Below are 22,246 nucleotides of genomic sequence, written 5' to 3'. Positions count from 1 at the left end.
GTAAAGGGCGATTTCACGCTCTTTTGGCGGGAATCCGGCCCATTCCCGGCCCTATAGGCTTGACGGGTCCGGATGCGGCGGATATATGTGCGGCCCTCAGGAGCGGCGCCATCGCGCGCTCCTTTTATTTGAATAACCCGCCTTTGCGATTTGCGGCCTTGATCGGGCCCTTTCCCGGCTTTCGGGAGCAGTCCAGAGTGCCTGAGCAGACGAGGAACGTGCAATGGCCCGCCGTTGCGAATTGACCGGTAAAGCAGTGATGTCTGGCAACAATGTCAGCCACGCCCATCGCAAGACCCGCCGCCGTTTCATGCCGAACCTGTGCAATGTGACGCTGCAGAGCGAAGTCCTGGGCAGCCAGTTCCGCCTGCGTGTCAGCGCCCATGCGCTGCGCTCGGTCGAACATGTGGGCGGGCTTGATGTGTTCCTGCTCAAATCCCATGACGGCCAGCTTTCCTCGCGCGCCCTCAAGCTGAAGCGCGCCGTACAGAAGAAAGCGCAGGCCCAGGCCGCAGCCTGAATTAACCGTTAATACGGTTTTTCGAGGCGGTCCCGCAAAGGGGCCGCCTTTTTCGTGTCTGCCCTCTTCGCCCCCGCGCCCGAAGCCGCTAGAGTGAGGCGATTGGGGGAAAGAGGATGAGCGATCAATCCATCGAAGCGCGCCGGAAAAGCGCCGGGCCGGGACTTATCTCGCGGGCCTTCGGCGTATGCGCCACGTTGCTCTTGCCGGTGGCCGGGATGATCGGCGTGCTGGCGCTCAGCTACGGCGGGCGCGACCGCTATGTCACCACTTTCGATATGTTCCCGCCGGAGCAATGGTATCTCAATCCGGGTTACTGGCTGAATTACGGCCATCTGGTGCTGCCGGGCGTCTTTCTGGTGCTCTGCCTTACGAACCGGCGCTATGGGCCGGGGGTGACGATGAGCGCGGTGCTCGTCTCCTGGCTCATCGTGACGGGGCTCTTTATCTGGGCGACAGCCACTTACGGGCTGCAGGCCGTGCAAGGGGAGCTTGCGACGCTGCCCGTCATGGCGACGTTTGCCGGGGCGCTTTTCGCCGGGCAGATCCTCTGCGTTTATTTGTTCGACCGGCTGCGCGGCATTCCCTGGTGGCGGGCGCCCTTCTACGCGATTCTCTGGGGCGGTGTGCTCTATGCCGGGCTCTTCTATGTGCAGCTTCTGATGCAGTCGGATGCGCCGGTTGCCAACCGCACCGCCGTCATTCTGGCCATCCATGTGGGCTGGGCCTTTCTCGGGCTCTTCATCTATCAGCTCTTCCGCCGCCTCATCCGCCCGCTGCCGGGCTATGGCGGGGCGTGAGGACCGTCCTGCCTCGTCACCCTAGGGCTTGACCCGAGGGCCCATTCTGAAGTCGCGGTTGGGGCAATGCTGAGTGGATGCTCGGGTCAAGCCCGAGCATGACGAAGGAGAGGGGCAGGTTTCTATTCTCCCACCCTTACGGCGCTATGCAGAATGCCTTCCGCTTTCTCGCGCAGCCATTTCAGGCCCTGATCTTCTTCGGCGCTTTTGGCCCAGACGAGCCCTGCCTTGATCTCCGGAAAGGTAAAGGGAAGTTTCAGTTCGGCAATCGCATGGTCGCGCTGGTGGCGCTGGAGAAAGCTTTTGCCGACAACGCCCAGATAATCGGTCATCTCAACGATAGCCGGGATCGTCACGGTGTCCGGCAGCACGCAGGCAATGTCGCGCTCGACGCCATTTTCGGCGAAAGCCGCCTCGGCCATCGCCCGCAAGGCCGGAGCATTGCTGGTCGTGACATGGCGGGCTTTGGACAAGGCTTCTACGGAGACGGGCGGCCCGTCCTCGAGAATCGGATGGCCGACGCGGGCAATCATCGTCAGCGTATCGGTATTGACCAGGCTGAAAACGATGTCCTTCTCGCCCGCCACGGTGGCAAGCGGCATGAAGGAGAGGTCCGTCTCGCCGCGCCGCAGTGCTTCAAGCAGCACGGGCGGGCTCGGCGTTTCCCTATTAAATTCCAGACGCACATTCGGCGCTTCCTGTTCCAGGAGATTGGAAAGCGCGGGCACCAGCGTAACGCGCATGAAATCATTGATGCCGAGGCGGAAAACGCGGGTCGAGGTGCGCGGATCGAAGGCGCGCAGGGAAGAAAGGCTTTCCTCCACCGTCGAAAGCGCGTGGGAAACGGGAATGGCCAGCGCGTTGGCCGTGCGCGTCGGCATCATCTCATTGCCGGAGCGGAAGAAGAGCGTGTCGCCGGTGAATTTGCGCAGCCGGCGCAGCGCGTTGGAGACGGCAGGCTGGGAAAGATCGAGCTTGCGGGCTGCCGCGCTGATGGAGCGCTCCCGGTACACCGCATCGAAGACAAGGAGCAGGTTGAGATCGAGCTGGCGAATATTCATCGGCCTTCCTGCATCCAGCGCTGCCGGGTGAGCGCGATCCTCACTGAAACGGGCATGTTCATTAACACAGGTTCGTGCGAAGCGCAGCCCCAGATGCGTATTCATTCATTTCATGAATAAATGTATTCATGAAGTAAATACAAGAACACCGTCTGAATAGCTTCGTAATCACCTGATGATTTAATGTATATAATTACCAAAATATAAATAAAACTCTGGATTCTTGACGGTTTTTTCTGTTTCTTCCTCTCAAGAGAGTTTGTGTATGCGAGAGGGGATCGTCATGGCTTCCAAGATGCCGGTTATCAAAAAAGGCCGCTGGGCAACGCGCCGGGCCTTGCTTGGGGCAACGATCCTCGCGAGCGGCTACGGCGTTCCGGCGCTTGCGGCAGATGCGCTTCCCACAGGCGGCCAGTTCGTTGCCGGCGCGGGCACGATCCAGGCAAACGGCGTCAGTGCCACGATCACGCAAAGCTCGATGGCCGGGATTATCGAGTGGCAGGGCTTTTCCATTGGCGCAGGTAACAGCGTCTCGATCGACAATGGCGCCGGGGCGACGCTAAACCGCGTAACCGGCACGGACCTCTCACGCCTCGACGGGCTTTTGACGGCAACGGGCTCGGCCTTCCTCATCAACCCGAACGGTATCGTTGTGGGTCCTGGCGGGGAAGTCGTAACCGGCGGGTCTTTCGTTGCCTCCACCCGCGACATTGCCAATGAAGATTTCATGGATGGCGATGCCATGCGCTTTGCCGGCGCCTCTGAGGGCGATGTGGTGAATGCAGGCCGCATCGTCTCGCAGAAAGGCGATGTGGTGCTGATCGGCCGCGCCGTCACCAATACCGGCAGTATCGAGGCGGCGGGCGAGGCCTCGCTTGCAGCGGCAGGCGACGTGCTTTTGCAGACTGAAGGCACGGGCCAGCGCGTTTTCATTCAGGGCGCGGGGCCGGAAGGTAATGTGACGAATGAAGGGGCGGTAACGGCCGCCGAAGTGCAGCTTGCCGCGGCGAACGGCAATGTCTACGCGCTTGCAGGCAATACCGACGGCGTTATCCGCGCAACGGGCAGCACGGTACGCAATGGGCGCGTGCTTCTGACCGCCTCCGGCACGGCGGAAATCTCCGGCACCATCGAAGCGAAAAATGCGGATGGCTCGGGCGGTTCAATCGATGTCGAGGCCAAGGACATCGCGCTTTCAGGTCATGTAGACGTTTCCGCCGAGACGGAAGGCAAAAATGGCGGCGAGGCCGTTCTCATCGCGGACCGGCACATGTCCTTCTCCGGCACGGCAGAGGCAAAAGGCGGTAAGGGCGCGGCTGGCGGTTTCGTCGAGACCTCCGGCAAGGAAATCGATATTGCAGACACGGCGCGCGTTGTCACGCTGGCCGAAGACGGCGAGACCGGCACCTGGCTTATTGACCCGAACGATCTGACCGTTGCCGCATCCGGCGGCGACGTTACGGGCGCCACCGTTTCCGCGAACCTCTCCGGCACCAATGTGACGCTCGACAGCGACAATGGCGGCAGTTCGGGTAATGGCGACATCTTCATCAATGACGACATCACCTGGAGCGCCAACACCACGCTGACGCTCGATGCGGTGCGCAATATCGAGTTCAATGCCGATGTGACGGCGAGCGGCAACACCTCCGGTGTTGAGCTCATCTTCGGCGGCGAGCATATCGTCAATGCAGGCTCCCTCACGCTTTCCGGCGCGGGCGCCAGTCTCTTGCTCAACGGCACGGCCTATACGCTTATCCATGACGTGACCGATCTGCAGAATATACAGAGCAACCTTTCCGGCAATTACGCGCTGGCGGTGGATATCGATGCCTCTGCCACATCCGGCTGGAATGCCGGCGCGGGGTATGCCCCGGGCGGCAGTGTTTTCTCGGGGACCCTGGACGGTTTCGGTCACACCATTTCCGATCTCTATATCAACCGCCCAAGCACGAACTATGTCGGCCTCTTTTCTTATCTCGCGGGCACGGTGCGTAATACCGGTATTGTCGGCGGCAGCATTGAGGGCCTGGCTTACGCAGGCGGTATTGCCGGTGAGATACAGGGCACCGGCCTCATCCATCGCTCCTATTCGACGGCCGATATAACGACCAATGGCGCCTTTGCGGGCGGCCTGGCGGGGACCAATCACGGCGCCATCACCGAATCCTTCGCCTCCGGCAACGTGCTGATCGCGACCTCTAACACCAGTGCGGGCGGCCTTGTCGGTCAAAATTCTACTGCCGGGCTGATTCAGGATTCCTATGCGTCAGGCATCGTTGAGGGGAACCTTTATGTCGGCGGCATTGCCGGGACGAACTTGGGTACTCTGAACAATGTCTATGCGACAGGGCATGTGACGGCGCGCGTTGGCGCCGCCGAGGGAGGGTTGACGGGCAGTAACTCCGGCACCGTGACCAACGGCTATTATGATGGCCCGACCACCGGCACGAATAGCGGCGCCGGCACTTACCGGACAACGTCGCAGCTGCAGTCTGCCTTGCCATCCGGCTTCAGCAGCACGGTTTGGGGCAGCGGCGACCGTCTATACCCCTATTTCAAATGGCGCTGGTCGTCCGCCCCTGTTGCCGTTCAGGGTACGGCAACGATCAATGGTTTGCCGCAGACGGGAACTGTCAGCATACTGAGCAACGGCGCGCTGCTGGGCAAACTGCAGATCACCGGTGCGGATGGCCGTTTCTACAAGCTCTATGATCCAAGTGAGATCGGCTCCACAGGTGTCATCGGCTTCTTGGATGATGTGGCCGATACGGGCGCTGCCTATGCAGGCGGGCTCTTTGGTCAGTCCTATTTGGTTTATGTTGAAAATGACCGCTTCTATGCAAGCGCGCCGCAATCTTCTCTCAGCGGTCTCCTTGCCGGCTTCAATACTGCGCTCGGGGGCTATAGCGATAGCGATCTCGATTTCATCTCCGTTGCCGGTAACAATCTTGATGTGACGGGCGGTCTCACGCTGTTGCCAGGGGTGAGCGGCGACTTCACGCTGGATGGCAATATCACGGCGAGCACCTACCTGGATCTGCAGGCCGGCGGGCTGATTGCCGGGACGGCGGGCGATGTGACGCTCCAAGCGGGCAGCTTTTTGTTTTTGAACGGCACGAACGGTATCACCATCGGAAACGGCGGCGATGTGGTGTTCGCTAGCACCGGGGGTGCGGTGAATATTTTCGGTGAAGACATTACCTGGCTTGGCGATAGCAATCTGACCGTGCGTTCGGGCGGGGACACGACGTTCGTGCTTTATTCCGGCGCGCTTGGGAATGGCCAGGGACACTTCACGCTGGATGTGGGCGGTGTTGCCGATATCTCTTCGCCCGTCGCGGTCGATGTCAGCCGTTTCGAGCTTCAGGGCGGCACCTGGGAGCAGACGGGCACGCTTCCTTCTTTTGCGGCGGATGATTTCCGCATCACGGGCGGCACCTTCATCCGCGCAGCGGGCGGGGACGGCACTTCGGGAACGCCCTATCAGATCAGCGATGTTTACGGGCTTCAGGGCCTTGCCTCCGCGGGCATGCTCGCCAGTCACTTTGTGCTTGCGAACGACATCGATGCGTCGGGCACGGCGGGCTGGAATGCCGGCGAAGGGTTCAACCCTATCGGCAGAGGCACCGCTTTTTCGGGCACGCTCAACGGCGCGGATCATGTCATTTCGGGTCTTCAGATCAACCGTCCGGGGCTTAACGGCGCAGGTCTTTTCCGCAACCTTAGCGGCAGCGTGAGCAATATCGGCCTGGTCGGCGGCGCTATTACGGGCAACGGGGACACTGGTTCGCTTGCAGGTTTTGTCGATACAGGCGGGCTTGTGCACCGGAGCTATGCCTCGGCTTCGGTAACCGGGAACAGTAATTTTATCGGCGGGCTCGTGGGCCACAACAGCGGGACGATCACGGAGTCTTTCGCTGCCGGTGATGTCAGTTCAACCGGCTCGAGCGCGGGGGGGCTGGTGGGCGTCAATGAGATCGGCGGTGTCATTACCGATGCCTATGCGACGGGCCATGTGCATGCGCCAAACTTCGCTGGCGGCTTTGCCGGGGGGAACCGCGGCACCCTGACGAATGTCTATGCGCGGGGGCGTGTCACGGGAAATCCAGGAGGGCTTACTCGCTATAATATCGGCACCATTACCAACGGCTATTATGACCAGGATACGGCGGGGACAACGTCGGGCGAGGGGATGGGGCGGTCGACATCGCAGATGCAGTCCTCTTTGCCCTCCGGCTTCAGCAGCACGGTCTGGGGCGGCGGGGCTGGCCTTTATCCTTATTTCAAATGGCGTTTTGCCTCCGCGCCCGTCGCGGTCAAAGGCACGGCGACGATTGGCGGCGCGGCGCTTGCCGGCGGGGCCGTCAGCATTCTCAACAATGGCGCGCTGCTCGATCAACTGAGCACGGGGGCGAACGGCGCGTTCTATCAGGTCTATGATGCAAGCCAGATCGACCCGTCCGGGGTGATCGGTTTCCTCGACGATCTGCCGCAAGATGGAGCCTCCTTTTCCAATGTTCTTTCCGGCACCTATTACGGGCTGACGGTCAAGGATGACACTTTCTCTGTGCGCACGAATAGCGGCTCCCTGAGCAGCGCGCTCGGTGATATGGGCACCGCGCTTGGCAGTTATAGCGACACGGATCTCGATTTCATCACGCCCACAGCGTCGAATTTGGACGTTACCGGCGCGCTGGAATTCTACACGGGCCCCGGCAACTTCATCCTCGACGGCAATATGTCCACCACGGGCAGTCTCAGGCTTTATGGGCCGAGCCTGACGGCAGGGTCCGCCGGGAACGTGCTGCTCGATGCCGGCGGCTCATTGTATGTGACGGGCGTGAATGGCGTGACGATCGGCACGGCGGGTGATGTGACCTTGAGCGGCGCAAGCAGCGCGTCGCTGCAAAGCTCGGATATCGAATGGCTCGATAACAGCCACCGCCTGACCTTGCACAGTGGCGGCAATCTCGTTGTCATGGTCGGCGACATCGGCAATGGTATCGGGGACCTTGTGCTCGATGCAAACGGCAGCATCGGCCTCTACACGCCGCCCACCGTCGATCTCGGCCGCTTCGAATTGCAGGGCGGTATCTGGAGCCAGACCGGCACGCTCCCTTCTTTTGCGGCAGATGATTTCCGCATCACGGGCGGCACCTTTATCCGGGCCTTGGGCGGCAATGGCCTGTCCGCCACGCCCTACCAGATCGCCGACATTTACGGCCTCCAGGGCATCGGCTCCGCGGGCATGTTGTCCATGCTCACCAAGCATCACGTGCTCGCGAATGATATCGACGCCTCCGCCGCCGCCAGCTGGAATGGCGGCGCGGGCTTCAGCCCCATTGGCCGGAACACCGCTTTCACGGGCGAACTCGACGGCGCGGGCCACACGATCTCAGGTCTCGTCATCGATGGAAGGGGCGCCGACAAGAGCGCGCTTTTCGGGGAAATCGGCACGGGCGGCGCGGTCAGCAATCTGATCCTTTCCGGCGGCTCGGTGACCGGGGACGTCTATACCGCAAGTCTTGTGGGCGTTAACAGGGGCACCATAACGAATGTCGTCTCGTCCATGGATGTGACGGGGCATGACGTTGCCATTGGCGGTCTTGCCGGGTGGAACGACGGGACGATCACCGCTTCCGGCGCGACGGGTAGGGTGACGGGCCTTGATAATGCGCGCGGCGTCGGCGGCCTGGTGGGAACCAACACCCGTACAATCACGCTTTCCTATGCGACGGGGGATGTGTCCTCGCAAGGAACGCGGGTCAGTCCGGACGGGCAGAATGTCGGCGGCCTTGTCGGTGAAACCAGCGGCGGCAGCATTCAGCAGTCCTTTGCCACGGGCAATGTCTCTACCAATGGCATCATTGCGGGCGGTCTTGTCGGCCTGAACACCGCAACCCCGATTTCGAACTCCTATGCGACCGGCAATGTCGAAGGGGCGTCTTATGTCGGCGGGTTCATTGGGCTCACGCAAAGTTTTGCTGCGATCGCCAACACCTATGCAACAGGCACGGCCTCGATCATCGGTGCCGATCCGACGCCCTATCTGGGCGGCTTTGTCGGGGATTTCAGGAACGGCACCATCTCAAACTCGTTCTGGAATGCTCAAACCTCCGGCGTTGCAAATGCGAAAGGCACGGGTGCAGGCGATGCATCCGGCATTGCCGGCCTCACCACGGCGCAACTCCAGGATCTTTCCACGTTCTCCGGCGCAGGCTGGGATATTGACGATGAAGGCGGCACCGGCGCCATCTGGCGCATTTATGACGGCTACACTGCGCCGCTGCTGCGCGGTTTCCTCGACAGTTTCACAGTCGCCGCGAATAACGTCTCCAAGACCTATGACGGTTCTGCTTATAGCGGCGGCTATACGGCAACCTATTCCGGTGCGCCGGGCGCGGTGCAGGGCACGCTGGGGGATAATCTTTCCAGTGTGGTGAATGCCGGGACCTATGCCATCAAAGGGCATTACTCGGGTCAGTTCGGTTACGACATCACCCATACCGGCACGCTGACCATCGATCCGGCATCGGTAACGCTGAACATTACCCCCGATGCCGCAAGCAAGGTGTATGGCCAGACGATCTCGCTTGCCGATTTCACCGCCACGGGCCTTCAGTTCGGCGACAGCATTTCCAGCGTCACGCTCACCAGCGCGGGCACAGCGGCGGGCGCGAATGCCGGCAGCTATGACATCTTTGCTTCCAATGCCGTTTTCGGTTCGGGCAGCGCGTCGAATTATTCGATTACCTATGTGCCGCTGGTAAACGGGCTGACCGTCACCCCGGCCACGCTTTCGGTGACGGCGAATGCGCTTTCCAAAACCTATGGCGCGGCCGATCCCACGCTCACTTACAACCATTCGGGTCTGGTGAACGGCGATACGGCCTCTATTTTCAGCGGCGCGCTCACCCGCGCTGCAGGAGAAACGGTTGCGGGCGGCCCCTACGCGATCAGCCAGGGCACACTTGGGGCAGGCAGCAACTATACGATCAACTTCACGGGCGCGAATTTCTCCATCACGCCCGCAAGCCTCAACGTCACCGCCAATGCACTCTCGAAAATCTATGGCGCAGCGGACCCAGGATTGACCTTTACCCATTCGGGCCTTGTGAACGGGGACGATGCTTCCGTCATTACCGGTGCCCTTACGCGCGCGGCGGGGGAAACCGTGGCGGGCGGGCCTTACGCCATTACGCAAGGCACGATTGGCGCGGGCAGCAACTATACGATCAGCTTCACCGGCGCGGATTTCACTATTACGCCGAAAACACTCACTGTCGCCGTTTCGGCCAATGACAAAACCTATGACGGCACGGTGTCGGCCACCGGCACGATCGGCGCGCTGACGGGTATTGTCGGCGGAGATGACGTGACGGCGGCAGGCTCGGGTACGTTTGCCTTTACCAATGCAAATGTGGGGAGCGGCAAATCGGTGAATGTGACGGGCCTTGCGCTTTCCGGCGCCGATGCCTCGAACTACACGCTTTCGCCCAATAGCTCCTCGAGCGCGGCCATTACGCCTGCCACCTTGTCGGTGACGGCCGATGTCCGCTCGAAGGTCTATGGGGCAAGCGATCCTACGCTCACTTATGGCTTCTCCGGTTTTGTGGGCGGCGACACGTCCGCGCTCTTTACCGGCGCCCTTGCACGGGCTGGCGGTGAGACCGTTGCTGGCGGTCCTTATGCCATCGGCCAAGGCACGCTTTCGGCGGGCGGCAATTACATCATCGACTTTACGGGCGCGAATTTCACCATCACACCCGCGGCGCTCAATGTGACGGCCAATGCGCTCTCGAAAATCTACGGCGCGGCGGACCCGTCGCTTACCTTCACCCAAACGGGTCTCGTGAACGGCGATACGGCTTCCGTCTTTAGCGGCGCCCTTGCGCGGGCAGCCGGTGAAACGGTGGCGGGTGGTCCTTACGCCATTGGTCAGGGCACGCTTTCTGCCGGCAGCAATTATACGATCAGCTTTACGGGCGCCGATTTCACGGTCACGCCCGCCACGCTGAACGTGACGGCCAATGCCCGCTCGAAGGTTTATGGGGCAAGCGATCCCACGCTCACTTATGGCTTTTCCGGCTTTGTGAGCGGCGATACGTCCGCGCTCTTCAGCGGCACGCTTGCCCGCGCGGCAGGTGAAACGGTGGCAGGCGGTCCTTACGCCATCGGCCAAGGCACGCTTTCTGCTGGCAGCAATTATGCGATCAGCTTCACCGGCGCGGACTTCACCATTACGCCGAAAGCTCTGACTGTAAATGTGTCCGCCAATGACAAAGTCTATGACGGCACGACGGCGGCAACGGGCACGGTTCTCGGTCTGACCGGGATCGTCGGCGGCGATGCCGTGAGCGCGGCGGGGACGGGCAGTTTTGCCTTTACGAATGCGAATGCGGGGACAGGTAAGCCCGTAAACGTGACGGGGCTTTCGCTTTCCGGTGCCGACGCCTCGAACTACACGCTTTCGCCCACGGCATCCTCCAGCGCTTCGATCACCCCTGCCACGCTCTCGGTGAGCGCGAACGGGGTCACCAAGGTCTATGGTCAGGCGGACCCGGCTTTCACTTACGGGTTCTCAGGCTTTGTCGGCGGCGATACATCCGCGCTCTTTAGCGGCGCTCTTTCGCGGGCCGCGGGTGAAGATGTGGCGGGCAGCCCTTACTCCATCGGCCAGGGCACGCTATCGGCGGGCGGCAACTACGTGATCGATTTCACGGGCGCCGGTCTGACGATTACCCCGGCGAGCCTGACGGTGAGCGCAGATGCGCTCTCCAAAATATACGGGCAAGCCGACCCCACGCTGACCTTTAGCGTGACGGGGCTTACCAATGGGGACGATGCTTCCATCTTTACCGGCGCGCTTTCCCGCGCGGCGGGTGAGACGGTGGCGGGCGGTCCTTACTCCATCGGCCAGGGCACGCTTTCTGCCGGCGGCAACTACACGGTCAGCTTTACCGGTGCCGATTTCACCATCACGCCGAAAGCCCTGACCATTACCGCGGCGGATGCGGAGAAACAGGAAGGCGATACACTCCTCCTCTCCTCCTATTTCGTGAACGGTCTTGTGGCGGGAGACAGCATCAGCGGCGTTGCGCTTTCAAGCCCCGGTACGGGCGAGGGCGCTACACCCGGCACCTATCTCATCCAGGCAAGCAATGCCACGGGCTCCGGGCTTTCCAACTACCTCATCTCCTATGTGGATGGGCAGCTCACCGTGACGCAGATGCCGGTGTTGCCGCCTGAGGCAAACATCGTTTCGGTCGAGCCGACGACGCTGAACGCCACCTGGCGGCCGGAAGACCAGCCGGTGGGGTCGGGTGAAAGCTCGGGCGGTTTCTGGTCGTTGCCGCTTTTCGTTAATACGGGCGGCAGCAATGTGCCGGGCCCGGATGCGCTGACCACGGCCTCCATCGGTACTGGGAGCGGGGACGAGGAGGAAGATGATTGGAACTTCCTCAGCGGTGCTCCGGGCCGTCTGACCACGACAACGACGATCAGTGTGCAGGATCTGCGGCCCTTGCCGCAAAACGGCCTTGCATCAACGGCCGTACAATGAGGGGGATGATGTTGGGGGATAAGCGGCGCGGTCTTATCGGCCGCCTCACCGGACCCGCCGTTCTTGCGGCGGGTTTCGGCTTTGCTTTGGTCACGCCGGTTTCCGCGCAGGAAGATTTCGAGCGGATCGCGCCCCAGGAACCGCCTGCCATGGAAGGGGGCGGGGAGATCGAGACGCCGGCCCCGGCTCTGCCTTCGGCCAAGCCCGGCACCGGCACGCTTCTTTTGCCGGAACTGAAAGGCATCGCGCTTGTCGCCGATCCTGCAATGATTGCAGAAGAAGGAACGCAGGTTTCCGGTATTTCCGGCAAGGGCCTGGAGGCAGGCGATGTGGAACGCGCCGCAGCGGCGCTGCAGCCTTTCCTCGGCAGGCCGCTGCATGAAGGGGACCTCAATGCCATTTCCCGCGCGGTGATCGAGGCATACCGCGCAGCGGGCCGGCCTTTCGTCGATGTGTCCTTTCCTCCGCAGGATGTGACCGAAGGCAGCGTGCAAGTGCTGGTGACGGAATTCAGGCTCGGCGCGGTCGAGGTGCGCGGCAATGAATGGTTCGCCGAAGGGCTTTACCGGGAGGGGCTCGGCCTTCAGCCCGGCTCGCCCATCGAGACGGAAAAGCTGAAGCGCGGCATCAATCATCTCAACGCCAACCCATTCCGCCAGGTAAATGCGGTGCTGAAACCGGGCGCGAGCCCCGGCGCGACGGATATCGAGCTGAAAGCCAAAGACCGCTTTCCGCTACGCGTTTATGCAAGCTACGACAATACCGGTACGCCGGTGACGGACAGGGACCGCTGGAGCACGGGGTTCAACTGGGGTAATGCCTTCTGGCTCGGCCATCAGCTGTCCTATCAGATCACCACGAGCGGCGATGTTCTGCATGAGCGTGAGCGCCCGGCGGGCCAGTCGGACGATCCGCGTTTCATCGCCCATGCGTTCACTTATACCGCGCCGCTTCCCTGGTTCGATACGCTGCAGATTTTCGGCTCGCATGTGAAGCAGGTGCCCAATCTCGGTCCCTTCTTCGGGCAGGAAGGGCGTTCCTATCAGCTCAGCGCGCGCTACCGCCGTCCGCTGCCTTCCCTTTCCTTTGCAAGCCACAGCGTCAGTCTCGGCTTCGATCATAAATCGACCAATAACAACCTCGCCTTCGGCGGCACCCAGGTTTTCGCCAATACGACGAATGTCGATCAGTTCCTTCTGACCTATGAGGCAAGCGCGGCGGATGAATATGGCCAGACGGCGCTCACCAATTCGTTCGTCTATAGCCCCGGCAATTTGAACAGCCACAATACCGATCAGGCTTTTGCCGCGTCGGGCGCGGCTTTCGCCGATTCCGAATATCTTTACGACACGCTGGAGCTGACGCGGGTCACGCAGCTTCCCTATGATGCAAGCTGGGTGCTGCGCGCCAAAGGCCAATGGGCGGACGGCAACCTTATCGCCAGCGAGCAGCTTGGCGGCGGCGGTGTGGACAGTGTGCGCGGCTATGAAGAACGCGCCGTCAACCGGGCAACCGGCGCGCTTCTTTCCAGCGAACTGCGCTCTCCCGCCTTTCCCGTGCTCGGCAATCTGGCGGATGGTCTCAGCGACCGCGGCCAGCTTGTCGCCTTCTGGGATTATGGCTATCTGCGGGACCGGGATGCCCAGCCCGGCACGCCGCAAACCGCCACTCTGGAGAGCGCCGGGGTCGGCGCGCGCTATGTGCTGGACCGCTATCTTTCCGTGCGTTTCGATTATGGCTGGCAATTGCGCGAGCTGCCGGGCGCGGCGGAAAAGGGCCAGCTCGGCACGGTGTCGGTGACGCTGAGCTACTGACACGCCCTCAAGAGGACAATTCTCCCAATCCGTTGACGGTGAAACGCCGCCCCATTCAGGGCATAACCGGAATGTCACGAAACCCTGCGACAGGAAAGGCGCAGGGCCTGCCGGCGTGAACTGACCTGCATCAATGCATGCCCGGCCGCGCAGGTGTTCCCTGCTGTGATCGGGGTGGGTAACGCAAGTCAGGCCGGAGACGGATTATGGTGAAACATTTCATCGCAACGCAGGATTTTCCGAAAGAAACGCTGCTTGAGATCATCGAACTCGTGCGGCTTCTCAAAATTGCCGACAAGGAAGGGGCGTGCCCGAAGCTGCTGCAAGGCGCGTCTCTCGGCATGCTTTTCGAGGAACCCTCGACACGCACCCGCATTTCCTTCGAAGTAGCGATGACGAAGCTTGGCGGGCATGCGCTTTATCTCAAGCCCGGCGAGATTCATCTTGGCGCGCGGGAATCGCTCAGCGACACGGCGCGCGTCATCTCGCGCATGGTCGATGTGATCGAGGCGCGCACGTTGAAGCATGAAACGGTGGTGGCGCTGGCAAAGGATGCGACGGTGCCCGTCATCAACGGGCTGACGGATTACAATCACCCCACACAGGTTCTTTGCGATGTCTTCACGATGATGGAGCATGCGCCCAAGGGTAAGAAGCTCGAAGACCTGCATGTCACGTTTGTGGGCGATGCCACCAATGTCTGCTCCTCTTTGATGTGGATTTGCACGCGGATGGGCATGCATTTCACCCATGCCGCGCCCAAAGCCTATCAAGCGCCGGAAGACTGGCAGGCGATCGCCCGGAAAAACTGCGAGACCTCGGGCGGCACGCTCACCGTGACGGACGATCCGGTGGCCGCCGTCGCCAAGGCGGATTTCATTTATACGGACCTTTGGTGGTGGGTCGGTCAGGAGGACGAAATTCCGGACCGGCGCGCGGCCTTCATGCCGGCCTATCAGGTCAATAGCGCGCTGCTCGCCAAGGCGCCGCCCTCTGCCAAGGTGATGCATTGCCTGCCCGCCTCGCGCGGGGTGGAAGCCACCGATGAGGTGCTGGACGGGCCGCAATCCATCATTTTCGATCAGGCGGAAAACCGGCTGCATACCGAGAAAGGCATTCTCGTCTGGCTGGTTTATCCCCGTCTGAAGCATCCCTCGCCCGAGCTCGTTGCGCATCACAAGGGCGAAATCGAGGCGTTTCTGGCGTCGGGCTCTTAGAGCTCCAAGCGCGAGGCGTATCGCCGCTGAACGGCCGTCATGGCCATAAAGGAGGCAATCATGTCACAGGAAAATGTGGCCGCCGCGCCGGCGGGCTCAAAGAAAGGCTTCAAGCGTGTTCTGAAGGGGCTCGATATGACCCTCTTCACGGTCTGCGCGATCCTGGTGATCGACCAGCTTGCCGCATCGGCCTCGATCGGCGTGCAGTCGATCTTCTGGTGGATATTTACCCTGATCTTCTTTTTCATTCCCTATGGCCTGATCACGGCGGAGCTCGGGAGCACCTATCCGGATCAGGGCGGCATCTATGCCTGGGTGCAGCGCGCTTTTGGCGGGCGCTGGGGCGGGCGGACCGCCTGGCTCTGGTGGATCAATGTGGCGCTCTGGCAGCCCTCGGTCTATCTGATCTTCGCGGGCATTTTCTCGCAGCTTTTCATCCCCGATCTCGGCCTTTGGCCGCAGATCGCCATTGCCATCGGCCTGACCTGGCTGACGGTCTATGTCAATATGATCACGCTGGATGTCGGTAAATGGGTGCCGAATGTAGGCGCCATTTTCAAAGCGGTGATCATGGGCGTGATCGGCTTCGGCGGCTTCTTCTACGCCTTCAATCACGGTGTCGCCAATCCGATCACTCTGGAAACGCTGAGCCCGAGCTGGGGCGCCTCGCTCGCCTTCCTGCCGGTCATTGTCTACAACTTCATGGGCTTCGAGCTGATGTCCGGGGCGAGTGAGGAAATGACCGACCCGGCAAAAGACGTGCCCCGGGCCATCGTCGTTTCGGGGCTTTTGATCGCGGCTTTCTACCTTCTCGGCACGGTCGGCATTCTCATTGCCCTGCCGCTGGAAGAAGTCAGTCTCATCGAAGGCATTATCGACACGCTCTATCAGCTTCTGGGCACCGAAGGGCTCGGCGGCGCGGCCGTGATGCTGCTCGGTGTCATGGCGCTCTATACGTTCCTTGCCAATATGGTCACCTGGACAATGGGTGCCAACCGCTCGGCGGCGGAAGCAGCTCATGCCGGCGATCTCAACCCGGCCTTTGCCAAGCTTCATCCCGTGCATAAGACGCCGGCAAATGCGGCGATCATCACGGGCGTGGTGACGACGGTTGTCATCGTGGTTTACGGCTTCATGGCGGCGGATGCGGAAGATCTCTTCTGGACGCTCTTTGCGTTCTCCTCCGTCGTCTTCCTGCTCTGCTATCTCTTCATGTTCGCCGCCTTCTTGCGGCTGCGGAAGATCGATGCCGACAGGCCGCGCCCCTACCGGGTGCCGGGCGGGACAGCCGGGGCCTGGGTACTGACACTGCTCTGCCTTTCCTTCATCGTGCAGGCGATCGTCTTCTTCGTCTATGTGCCGGGCGAGTTCGATATGACCTATGCCGGCTCCATCGTCGGAGGCGTGGTCGTCACTTTCCTTGTCGGGGAATGGCTCATCTCCCGCTCAAAGGCGGGTACGCGGCGCACCTGACAGCGCAGAGAGAAAAGCTCATGACCAGGAGACTGGAAAGCACCCCGCGGGCGGACGGGTTCCGCATGCCGGGCGAGTTTGAGCCGCATGAGGGCTGCTGGATGCTCTGGCCGGAGCGACCGGATAATTGGCGGCTCGGCGCGAAACCGGCGCAGCATGCCTTTGCCGCCGTGGCAAGCGCCATTGCCGAGGGCGAGCCGGTGACGATGGGGGTTTCTCCCGGTCAGTTCCAGAATGCCCGTTCCATGCTGCCGCCGCATATCCGCGTCGTGGAGATGACCTATAATGATTCCTGGATGCGCGATTGCGGGCCGACATTCCTGATCAATGGCAAGGGCGACGTGCGGCTCATCAACTGGAAGTTCAACGCTTGGGGCGGCATCAGGGGCGGGCTCTATTTCCCCTGGGATCAGGACGATATCGTGCCGCAAAAGATCGCCGAGATCGAGCGCGTGGACCGGTACCGGGCAACCCTCACGCTGGAAGGCGGATCGATCCATGTGGACGGGGAGGGCACGTTGCTGACGACCGAGCAATGCCTGCTCAACCCCAACCGCAATCCTGGTCTTTCAAGGGAAGATATCGAAAAGATCCTTTCCGACTATCTGAATGTCGACACGTTTATCTGGCTCGGCGACGGTGTTTTCAATGATGAGACGAGCGGGCATGTCGATAATTTATGCTGCTTCGTCAAGCCGGGCTGTGTTGCCCTGACCTGGACCGATGACACGTCCGATCCGCAATATGAAATCAGCCGCGATGCATTCAAGCGGCTGTCCGCCGCGCGGGATGCGAAAGGCCGCAGGCTCGACATTCACAAGATCCATCAACCTGCCCCGGTGGTCATTAGCGAGGAAGAGGCTTCCGGTGTCGATGCTATCGAGGGCACCTTGCCCCGCCAGCCAGGCAACCGCATGGCCGCGTCCTATATCAATTTTTATATCGGCAACGGCGTGGTGGTGATGCCTTCTTTCGATGATCCGCAGGACGGACCGGCGGCGGAGGCGCTCGCCGCGCTATTCCCGGGTAGGCGGATCATCCCGGTGCCTGCGCGGGAAATCCTTCTGGGCGGCGGCAACATTCACTGCATCACCCAGCAGCAACCGGCGCGCCGCACATGAGAGTGGTCGTGGCCATAGGCGGGAACGCGCTTCTGGAGCGGGGCGAGGTTTTGAGCGCTGAGACGCAGCGGCGCAACATGGCGCGGGCCGCAGGTGCCCTTGCGCAGCTTGCCGATGGCAATGAGATGGTGCTTGTGCATGGTAACGGGCCGCAGGTGGGCTTGCTGGCGCTTGAAGGGGAAGCTTTTAAAGAAGCACCGCCCTTTCCGCTCGATGTGCTGGGAGCGGAATCTCAAGGCATGATCGGCTATGTGATTGCACAGGAAATGCGCAATGTGATGCCGGAGCGGCAGGTTGCGGCGCTGATCACGCAGACGCAGGTCGATCCCGCAGACCCTGCCTTCGGCGCGCCGAGTAAACCGATCGGCCCCGTTTATAGCGAAGCCGAGGCCCAGGCGCTTGCAAAGGAGCGGGGCTGGCAGGTGGCAGCGGACGGCGATTATTTCCGCCGGGTGGTGCCTTCGCCGCAGCCTATGGACATTCTGGAGTTTCAGACCATCCGTTTGCTGGCACAGGAAGGCGCGCTGGTGATTTGCGCGGGCGGGGGCGGCGTGCCCGTGATTGTGGGGGCGAAAGGGCAAACCCGCGGAGTGGAAGCGGTGATCGACAAAGACCTTGCTGCTTCCCTGCTTGCCACAAAACTTGAGGCGGACCGGCTGATCATCCTGACCGATGTCGATGCCGTCTATGAGGGCTGGGGGATGGCAAGTGCGCGCAAGATCGCGGAGGCTAATCCTGCCCAATTGCGGGCGATGCCCTTTGCCAAAGGCTCGATGGGGCCTAAGGTCGATGCGGTGTGCCGGTTCGTGGAAGAGACGGGACGGCCTGCCGCGATCGGCAGTCTGAAAGAAGCCGCATCGGTAGCGGATGGCACGGCAGGCACGCAAATTCTGCCGTGAGGCGGACTGGCATTTAAGACGGGAAGGTTGAGTAGGTTGACGAACGGGTTGAACAAATGGCTCATCGCGGCGCTTGTTATCGCCGCGCTTGCCGTGGCGGGCGGCATTTACTGGTGGCTTGAAAGCCGGAACACCGTTCCTGAAGGCATTGCCTGGGGCAATGGGCGTATCGAGGCCGATGAGACCGATATCGCCACGAAATATGCCGGCCGCGTCTCCGAGATATTCGTCGATGAAGGCGACATGGTGGAGGCCGGGCAGCTTCTGGCGCGCATGGATACCGAGGAGCTGCAAGCGCAAATCCGGCAAGCGGAGGCGGAAATCCGGCGCTTGAAGCAGGTGCGCAGCGAAGCAGAAGCGCAGATCGCCAGATTGGAAAGCGAGCTGAGTCTTGCTGAGAAGGAACTCGAGCGCGCGCTTATTCTGTTCGGCAAGGGCCATGTTTCCCAAGAGCGGGTCGACCAGCGCCGCACCGCGCGCGATGCCGCAAAAGCCGCACTCGATCAAGGCAAAGCCGGGCTCGGAAATGCGCAGGAAGCCGTGCTGTCCGCCATGGCCAATCTCGACAGGCTGAACGCGCAATTGAAGGAAACCGCGCTTACTGCGCCCACGCCGGGCCGGGTGCTTTACCGGCTGGCGGAGCCCGGGGAAGTGCTGGCAGGCGGCGGCAAGGTGCTGACGCTGCTCGATGTGACGGATGTCTATATGACCATCTTTCTGCCCACAACAGAGGCGGGGCGTGTGGCGATCGGCGGGGAAGCGCGCATCATTCTCGATGCGGCCCCTGATTATGTGGTGCCCGCGCATGTTTCTTTCGTTTCTGCTCAGGCGCAGTTTACGCCGAAGGAAGTCGAAACGCGCTCCGAGCGCGAGAAACTGATGTTCCGCGTCAAGGTGCGGATACCGCGCGAGCTGCTTAATCAATATATGACGCAGGTGAAAACGGGTCTGCCCGGCGTTGCTTATGTAAAACTCGACGGCACCATGGCCTGGCCGGACGATCTTGCCGTCCGCCTGCCCGAATAGCGCGGGGCAAAGCATGAGCAGCGTCGTGCGGCTTTCCGGTGTCCATCATGCCTATAACGGCACGGCGGCGCTTGACGGCATCACGCTCGAACTGCCCTCGGGTTGCATGGCAGGCGTGATCGGCCCGGACGGGGTCGGTAAATCGACCCTGCTCGGCCTCGTTGCAGGCGCGGTCAAGATTCAAGCCGGCTCCGTGCAGGTGCTCGGCGGGGACATGGCGCGGGGCCGGCACCGGCGCAAGGTCATGCCCCGGATCGCCTATATGCCGCAGGGGCTCGGCAAGAATCTTTATGCCAGCCTCTCCGTCTTCGAGAACCTGGATTTCTTCGGCCGGCTCTTCGGGCTGCCAAGGGCAGAGCGGACGCGGCGCATCGAAGATCTTCTCAAAGCCACGGGGCTCGATCCCTTTCCGGACCGTCCGGCAGGCAAGCTTTCGGGCGGCATGAAGCAGAAACTCGGCCTTTGCTGCGCGCTTATCCACGATCCCGATCTTCTGATCCTTGATGAACCGACGACGGGCGTCGATCCGCTTTCCCGGCTTCAGTTCTGGGATCTTATCGCGCGGATCCGCCGCCAGCGCCCGGAAATGAGCGTGCTTGTCGCAACGGCCTATATGGAAGAAGCCGAAGATTTCGACCGGCTCTTTGCCATGAATGACGGCAAGATGCTGGCCGAAGGCACGCCCGATGAGATCAAGACGCAGACGGGCGCGGAAGATCTTGAGCAGGCTTTCGTTGCGCTGCTGCCCGAAGCGGTGCGGCGCGGGCATGAGGCGCTTAATGTACCGCCCCGTCCGGAAGGGGAAGGAGAGATCGCCATCGAGGCGCGCGGGCTCACCCGGCGGTTTGGCGATTTCACGGCGGTGGATCATGCCGATTTCCGCATCGAGCGGGGAGAGATTTTCGGGTTCGTAGGCCCGAATGGCTGCGGCAAGACGACCACGATGAAAATGCTGACGGGCCTTCTGCCGCCGAGCGAAGGCAGCGCCCGGCTTTTCGGGGAGGCGGTGGACGGCCGCAATCTGGAGAACCGAAAGCGCGTGGGGTTCATGTCGCAGTCCTTCTCGCTCTATACGGAGCTGACAGTGCGCCAGAACCTCGATCTTCATGCCCGGCTTTTTCATCTGCCGCGGGAGCGGATGGAAGCGCGCATTGCCGAGCTCATTCAGCGCTTCGATCTTGAAAATTATGCAGAGGAAATGGCGGAGAAATTGCCGCTCGGCGTGCGCCAGCGTCTTTCTCTCGCGGTGGCCGTCGTGCATGCGCCTGAAATCCTTATTCTCGATGAGCCGACTTCCGGGGTCGATCCTGTTGCCCGGAACAGGTTCTGGGAAATCCTGGTCGATCTATCGCGCAATGAAGGCGTGACGATTTTTATCTCCACTCATTTCATGAATGAGGCGGAGCGCTGCGACCGGCTTTCCTTCATGGATGCAGGCCGCGTGCTTGCCGTTGAAACACCGGCGGCTCTTATGAAACGGCAGGGGGCGGAAAGTCTCGAGGATGCCTTTATCGGTTATCTGAAAGAAGTACGCCCCAGTTTGAGCGAAGGGGACGGCCAGCTGCAGCATGACGTCTCTGCCGGAGAGGAAAGGCAAGCCGGGTGCCGCGAGAGCGCCTTCACGCGGAGCCGGCGGCGGTTCACCGCCTATGCCTACAGGGAAGCGATGGAACTTTGGCGTGATCCGATCCGCCTGACCGTGGCTTTTCTCGGCACGGCTATTTTGATGGTGGTGCTGGCTTACGGTATTTCCACGGATGTGGAGGATTTGCGCTATGCGGTACTGGACAATGACCGCACGCCGGAAAGCCGCACCTATCTGGAAGGCTATGGCGGCTCACGCTACTTCCTCGAGCAGGCGCCGCTTGCAAGCCATGCGGAGCTCGACGTACGCCTGAAGAGCAACGACATTGCGCTGGTAATCGAAATCCCGCCTGGCTTTGGAAAGGACTTGCGGCGGGGTCATCAGACGGAGGTATCGGTCTGGGTAGACGGAGCCATGCCGTTTCGCGGGGAGACGATCGGCGGCTATGTGCAAGGGCTGCATCTAACCTATCTCGCCGACATGTCCCGGCGGGTCTATGGGCAGGAGTTGCGCTTCGGGTCGGCCGATATCGAGATGCGCTACCGCTACAATCAGGATTTCCGCAGCGTCTACGCCATGGTGCCTGCCATGGTGCCGTTTCTTCTGCTTTTCATTCCCGCCATTCTCATGGCGCTGAGCGTGGTGCGGGAAAAGGAGCTCGGCACGATCACGAATTTCTATGTGACGCCGGTAACGCGCATGGAGTTTCTGGCCGGCAAACAAGTGGTTTACATCGCCATTTCGATGATCAATTTCGTCATTCTCTTTTTAATGGCGGTTTTCATCTTCGCCATTCCCATGAAAGGCAGTTTTGCGGGGCTCGCGCTCAGCGCCCTCGTTTACGTAACCGCGACGACGGGCATCGGCTTTCTTGTTTCCTCATTTACCCGCACGCAGATCGCTGCGCTTGTAGCGGTGGGCGTATTGACCATGACCCCCACGCTGCATTTTTCCGGCATGCTGCAGCCGGTGGCAACGCTCGAGGGGGCGGGGCGGGTGATCGGCGATCTCTGGCCGGCGAGCTATTTCGTCAAGGTGAGTGTGGGCGCTTTTACCAAGGCGCTCGATTTCGGGCAGCTTCTCCCTCACACCGCGCTTCTTAGTCTCTTCGTGCCGGTGCTCACCGCGCTCAGCCTCTTTTTCCTCAAAAAACAGGGGCGGTGAG

The 22,246-nt window shown here is 61.2% G+C and carries 11 protein-coding genes; 10 read left to right on the top strand and 1 reads right to left on the bottom strand.

What is annotated here, in order from left to right:
• Nucleotides 1-223 precede the first annotated feature (223 nt).
• A complete protein-coding gene (gene rpmB / locus ACOQOT_RS14150) occupies nucleotides 224-520 on the top strand; it encodes a 50S ribosomal protein L28 (RefSeq protein WP_420559834.1) in 297 nt (98 codons plus the stop codon).
• A gap of 116 nt (nucleotides 521-636) precedes the next feature.
• Entirely contained in the window at nucleotides 637-1,320 is a 684-nt protein-coding gene (locus tag ACOQOT_RS14145) for a hypothetical protein (RefSeq protein ID WP_420559833.1), read from the top strand.
• A 122-nt stretch (nucleotides 1,321-1,442) separates the two neighbouring features.
• Here ACOQOT_RS14145 and ACOQOT_RS14140 read toward each other — a convergent pair whose 3' ends face one another.
• The gene (locus ACOQOT_RS14140; protein ID WP_420559832.1) at nucleotides 1,443-2,381 is read right to left on the bottom strand and encodes a LysR family transcriptional regulator; all 939 of its coding nucleotides are present in this window, start codon (nucleotides 2,379-2,381) and stop codon (nucleotides 1,443-1,445) included.
• Between the two features lie 283 nt (nucleotides 2,382-2,664).
• On the opposite strand from ACOQOT_RS14140, the gene ACOQOT_RS14135 reads away from it, so the two are divergent.
• The 8 genes from ACOQOT_RS14135 to rbbA all read left to right on the top strand — a co-directional run bounded on the left by ACOQOT_RS14135 (nucleotide 2,665) and on the right by rbbA (nucleotide 22,245).
• A complete protein-coding gene (locus tag ACOQOT_RS14135) occupies nucleotides 2,665-11,946 on the top strand; it encodes a beta strand repeat-containing protein (RefSeq protein WP_420559831.1) in 9,282 nt (3,093 codons plus the stop codon).
• Between the two features lie 5 nt (nucleotides 11,947-11,951).
• The gene (locus tag ACOQOT_RS14130; RefSeq protein WP_420559830.1) at nucleotides 11,952-13,760 is read left to right on the top strand and encodes a ShlB/FhaC/HecB family hemolysin secretion/activation protein; all 1,809 of its coding nucleotides are present in this window, start codon (nucleotides 11,952-11,954) and stop codon (nucleotides 13,758-13,760) included.
• A 206-nt stretch (nucleotides 13,761-13,966) separates the two neighbouring features.
• Entirely contained in the window at nucleotides 13,967-14,977 is a 1,011-nt protein-coding gene (gene ptcA / locus ACOQOT_RS14125) for a putrescine carbamoyltransferase (RefSeq protein WP_420559829.1), read from the top strand.
• A 60-nt stretch (nucleotides 14,978-15,037) separates the two neighbouring features.
• Nucleotides 15,038-16,450 (top strand): APC family permease, encoded by a 1,413-nt coding sequence (locus tag ACOQOT_RS14120; protein WP_420559828.1) that lies wholly within the window; start codon nucleotides 15,038-15,040, stop codon nucleotides 16,448-16,450.
• A 20-nt stretch (nucleotides 16,451-16,470) separates the two neighbouring features.
• Nucleotides 16,471-17,571: an agmatine deiminase gene (gene aguA, locus ACOQOT_RS14115; RefSeq protein ID WP_420559827.1), complete on the top strand. Its 1,101-nt coding sequence runs from the start codon at nucleotides 16,471-16,473 to the stop codon at nucleotides 17,569-17,571.
• Complete coding sequence (gene arcC / locus ACOQOT_RS14110) at nucleotides 17,568-18,470, top strand: carbamate kinase (protein WP_420559826.1); 903 nt, start codon at nucleotides 17,568-17,570, stop codon at nucleotides 18,468-18,470. Before aguA ends, arcC begins: the two co-directional genes overlap by 4 nt.
• A gap of 27 nt (nucleotides 18,471-18,497) precedes the next feature.
• Nucleotides 18,498-19,496: an HlyD family secretion protein gene (locus ACOQOT_RS14105; RefSeq protein ID WP_420559825.1), complete on the top strand. Its 999-nt coding sequence runs from the start codon at nucleotides 18,498-18,500 to the stop codon at nucleotides 19,494-19,496.
• Nucleotides 19,497-19,509: 13 nt separating this feature from the next.
• Nucleotides 19,510-22,245: a ribosome-associated ATPase/putative transporter RbbA gene (gene rbbA, locus ACOQOT_RS14100; protein WP_420559824.1), complete on the top strand. Its 2,736-nt coding sequence runs from the start codon at nucleotides 19,510-19,512 to the stop codon at nucleotides 22,243-22,245.
• Nucleotide 22,246: the final 1 nt, after the last annotated feature.

Source organism: Tepidicaulis sp., assembly GCF_965222285.1.
GTDB lineage: Bacteria > Pseudomonadota > Alphaproteobacteria > Parvibaculales > Parvibaculaceae > Tepidicaulis.
Note: the sequence above shows the minus strand (reverse complement) of the source record. Positions and strands in the feature narration are given on the sequence as shown.

Coding starts and splice junctions, on each gene's coding strand:
- rpmB (WP_420559834.1), top strand. CDS start 224: ATGGCCCGCCGTTGCGAATTGACCGGTAAAGCAGTGATGTCTGGCAAC.
- ACOQOT_RS14145 (WP_420559833.1), top strand. CDS start 637: ATGAGCGATCAATCCATCGAAGCGCGCCGGAAAAGCGCCGGGCCGGGA.
- ptcA (WP_420559829.1), top strand. CDS start 13,967: ATGGTGAAACATTTCATCGCAACGCAGGATTTTCCGAAAGAAACGCTG.
- aguA (WP_420559827.1), top strand. CDS start 16,471: ATGACCAGGAGACTGGAAAGCACCCCGCGGGCGGACGGGTTCCGCATG.
- rbbA (WP_420559824.1), top strand. CDS start 19,510: ATGAGCAGCGTCGTGCGGCTTTCCGGTGTCCATCATGCCTATAACGGC.
- arcC (WP_420559826.1), top strand. CDS start 17,568: ATGAGAGTGGTCGTGGCCATAGGCGGGAACGCGCTTCTGGAGCGGGGC.
- ACOQOT_RS14130 (WP_420559830.1), top strand. CDS start 11,952: ATGATGTTGGGGGATAAGCGGCGCGGTCTTATCGGCCGCCTCACCGGA.
- ACOQOT_RS14140 (WP_420559832.1), bottom strand. CDS start 2,381: ATGAATATTCGCCAGCTCGATCTCAACCTGCTCCTTGTCTTCGATGCG.
- ACOQOT_RS14120 (WP_420559828.1), top strand. CDS start 15,038: ATGTCACAGGAAAATGTGGCCGCCGCGCCGGCGGGCTCAAAGAAAGGC.
- ACOQOT_RS14135 (WP_420559831.1), top strand. CDS start 2,665: ATGGCTTCCAAGATGCCGGTTATCAAAAAAGGCCGCTGGGCAACGCGC.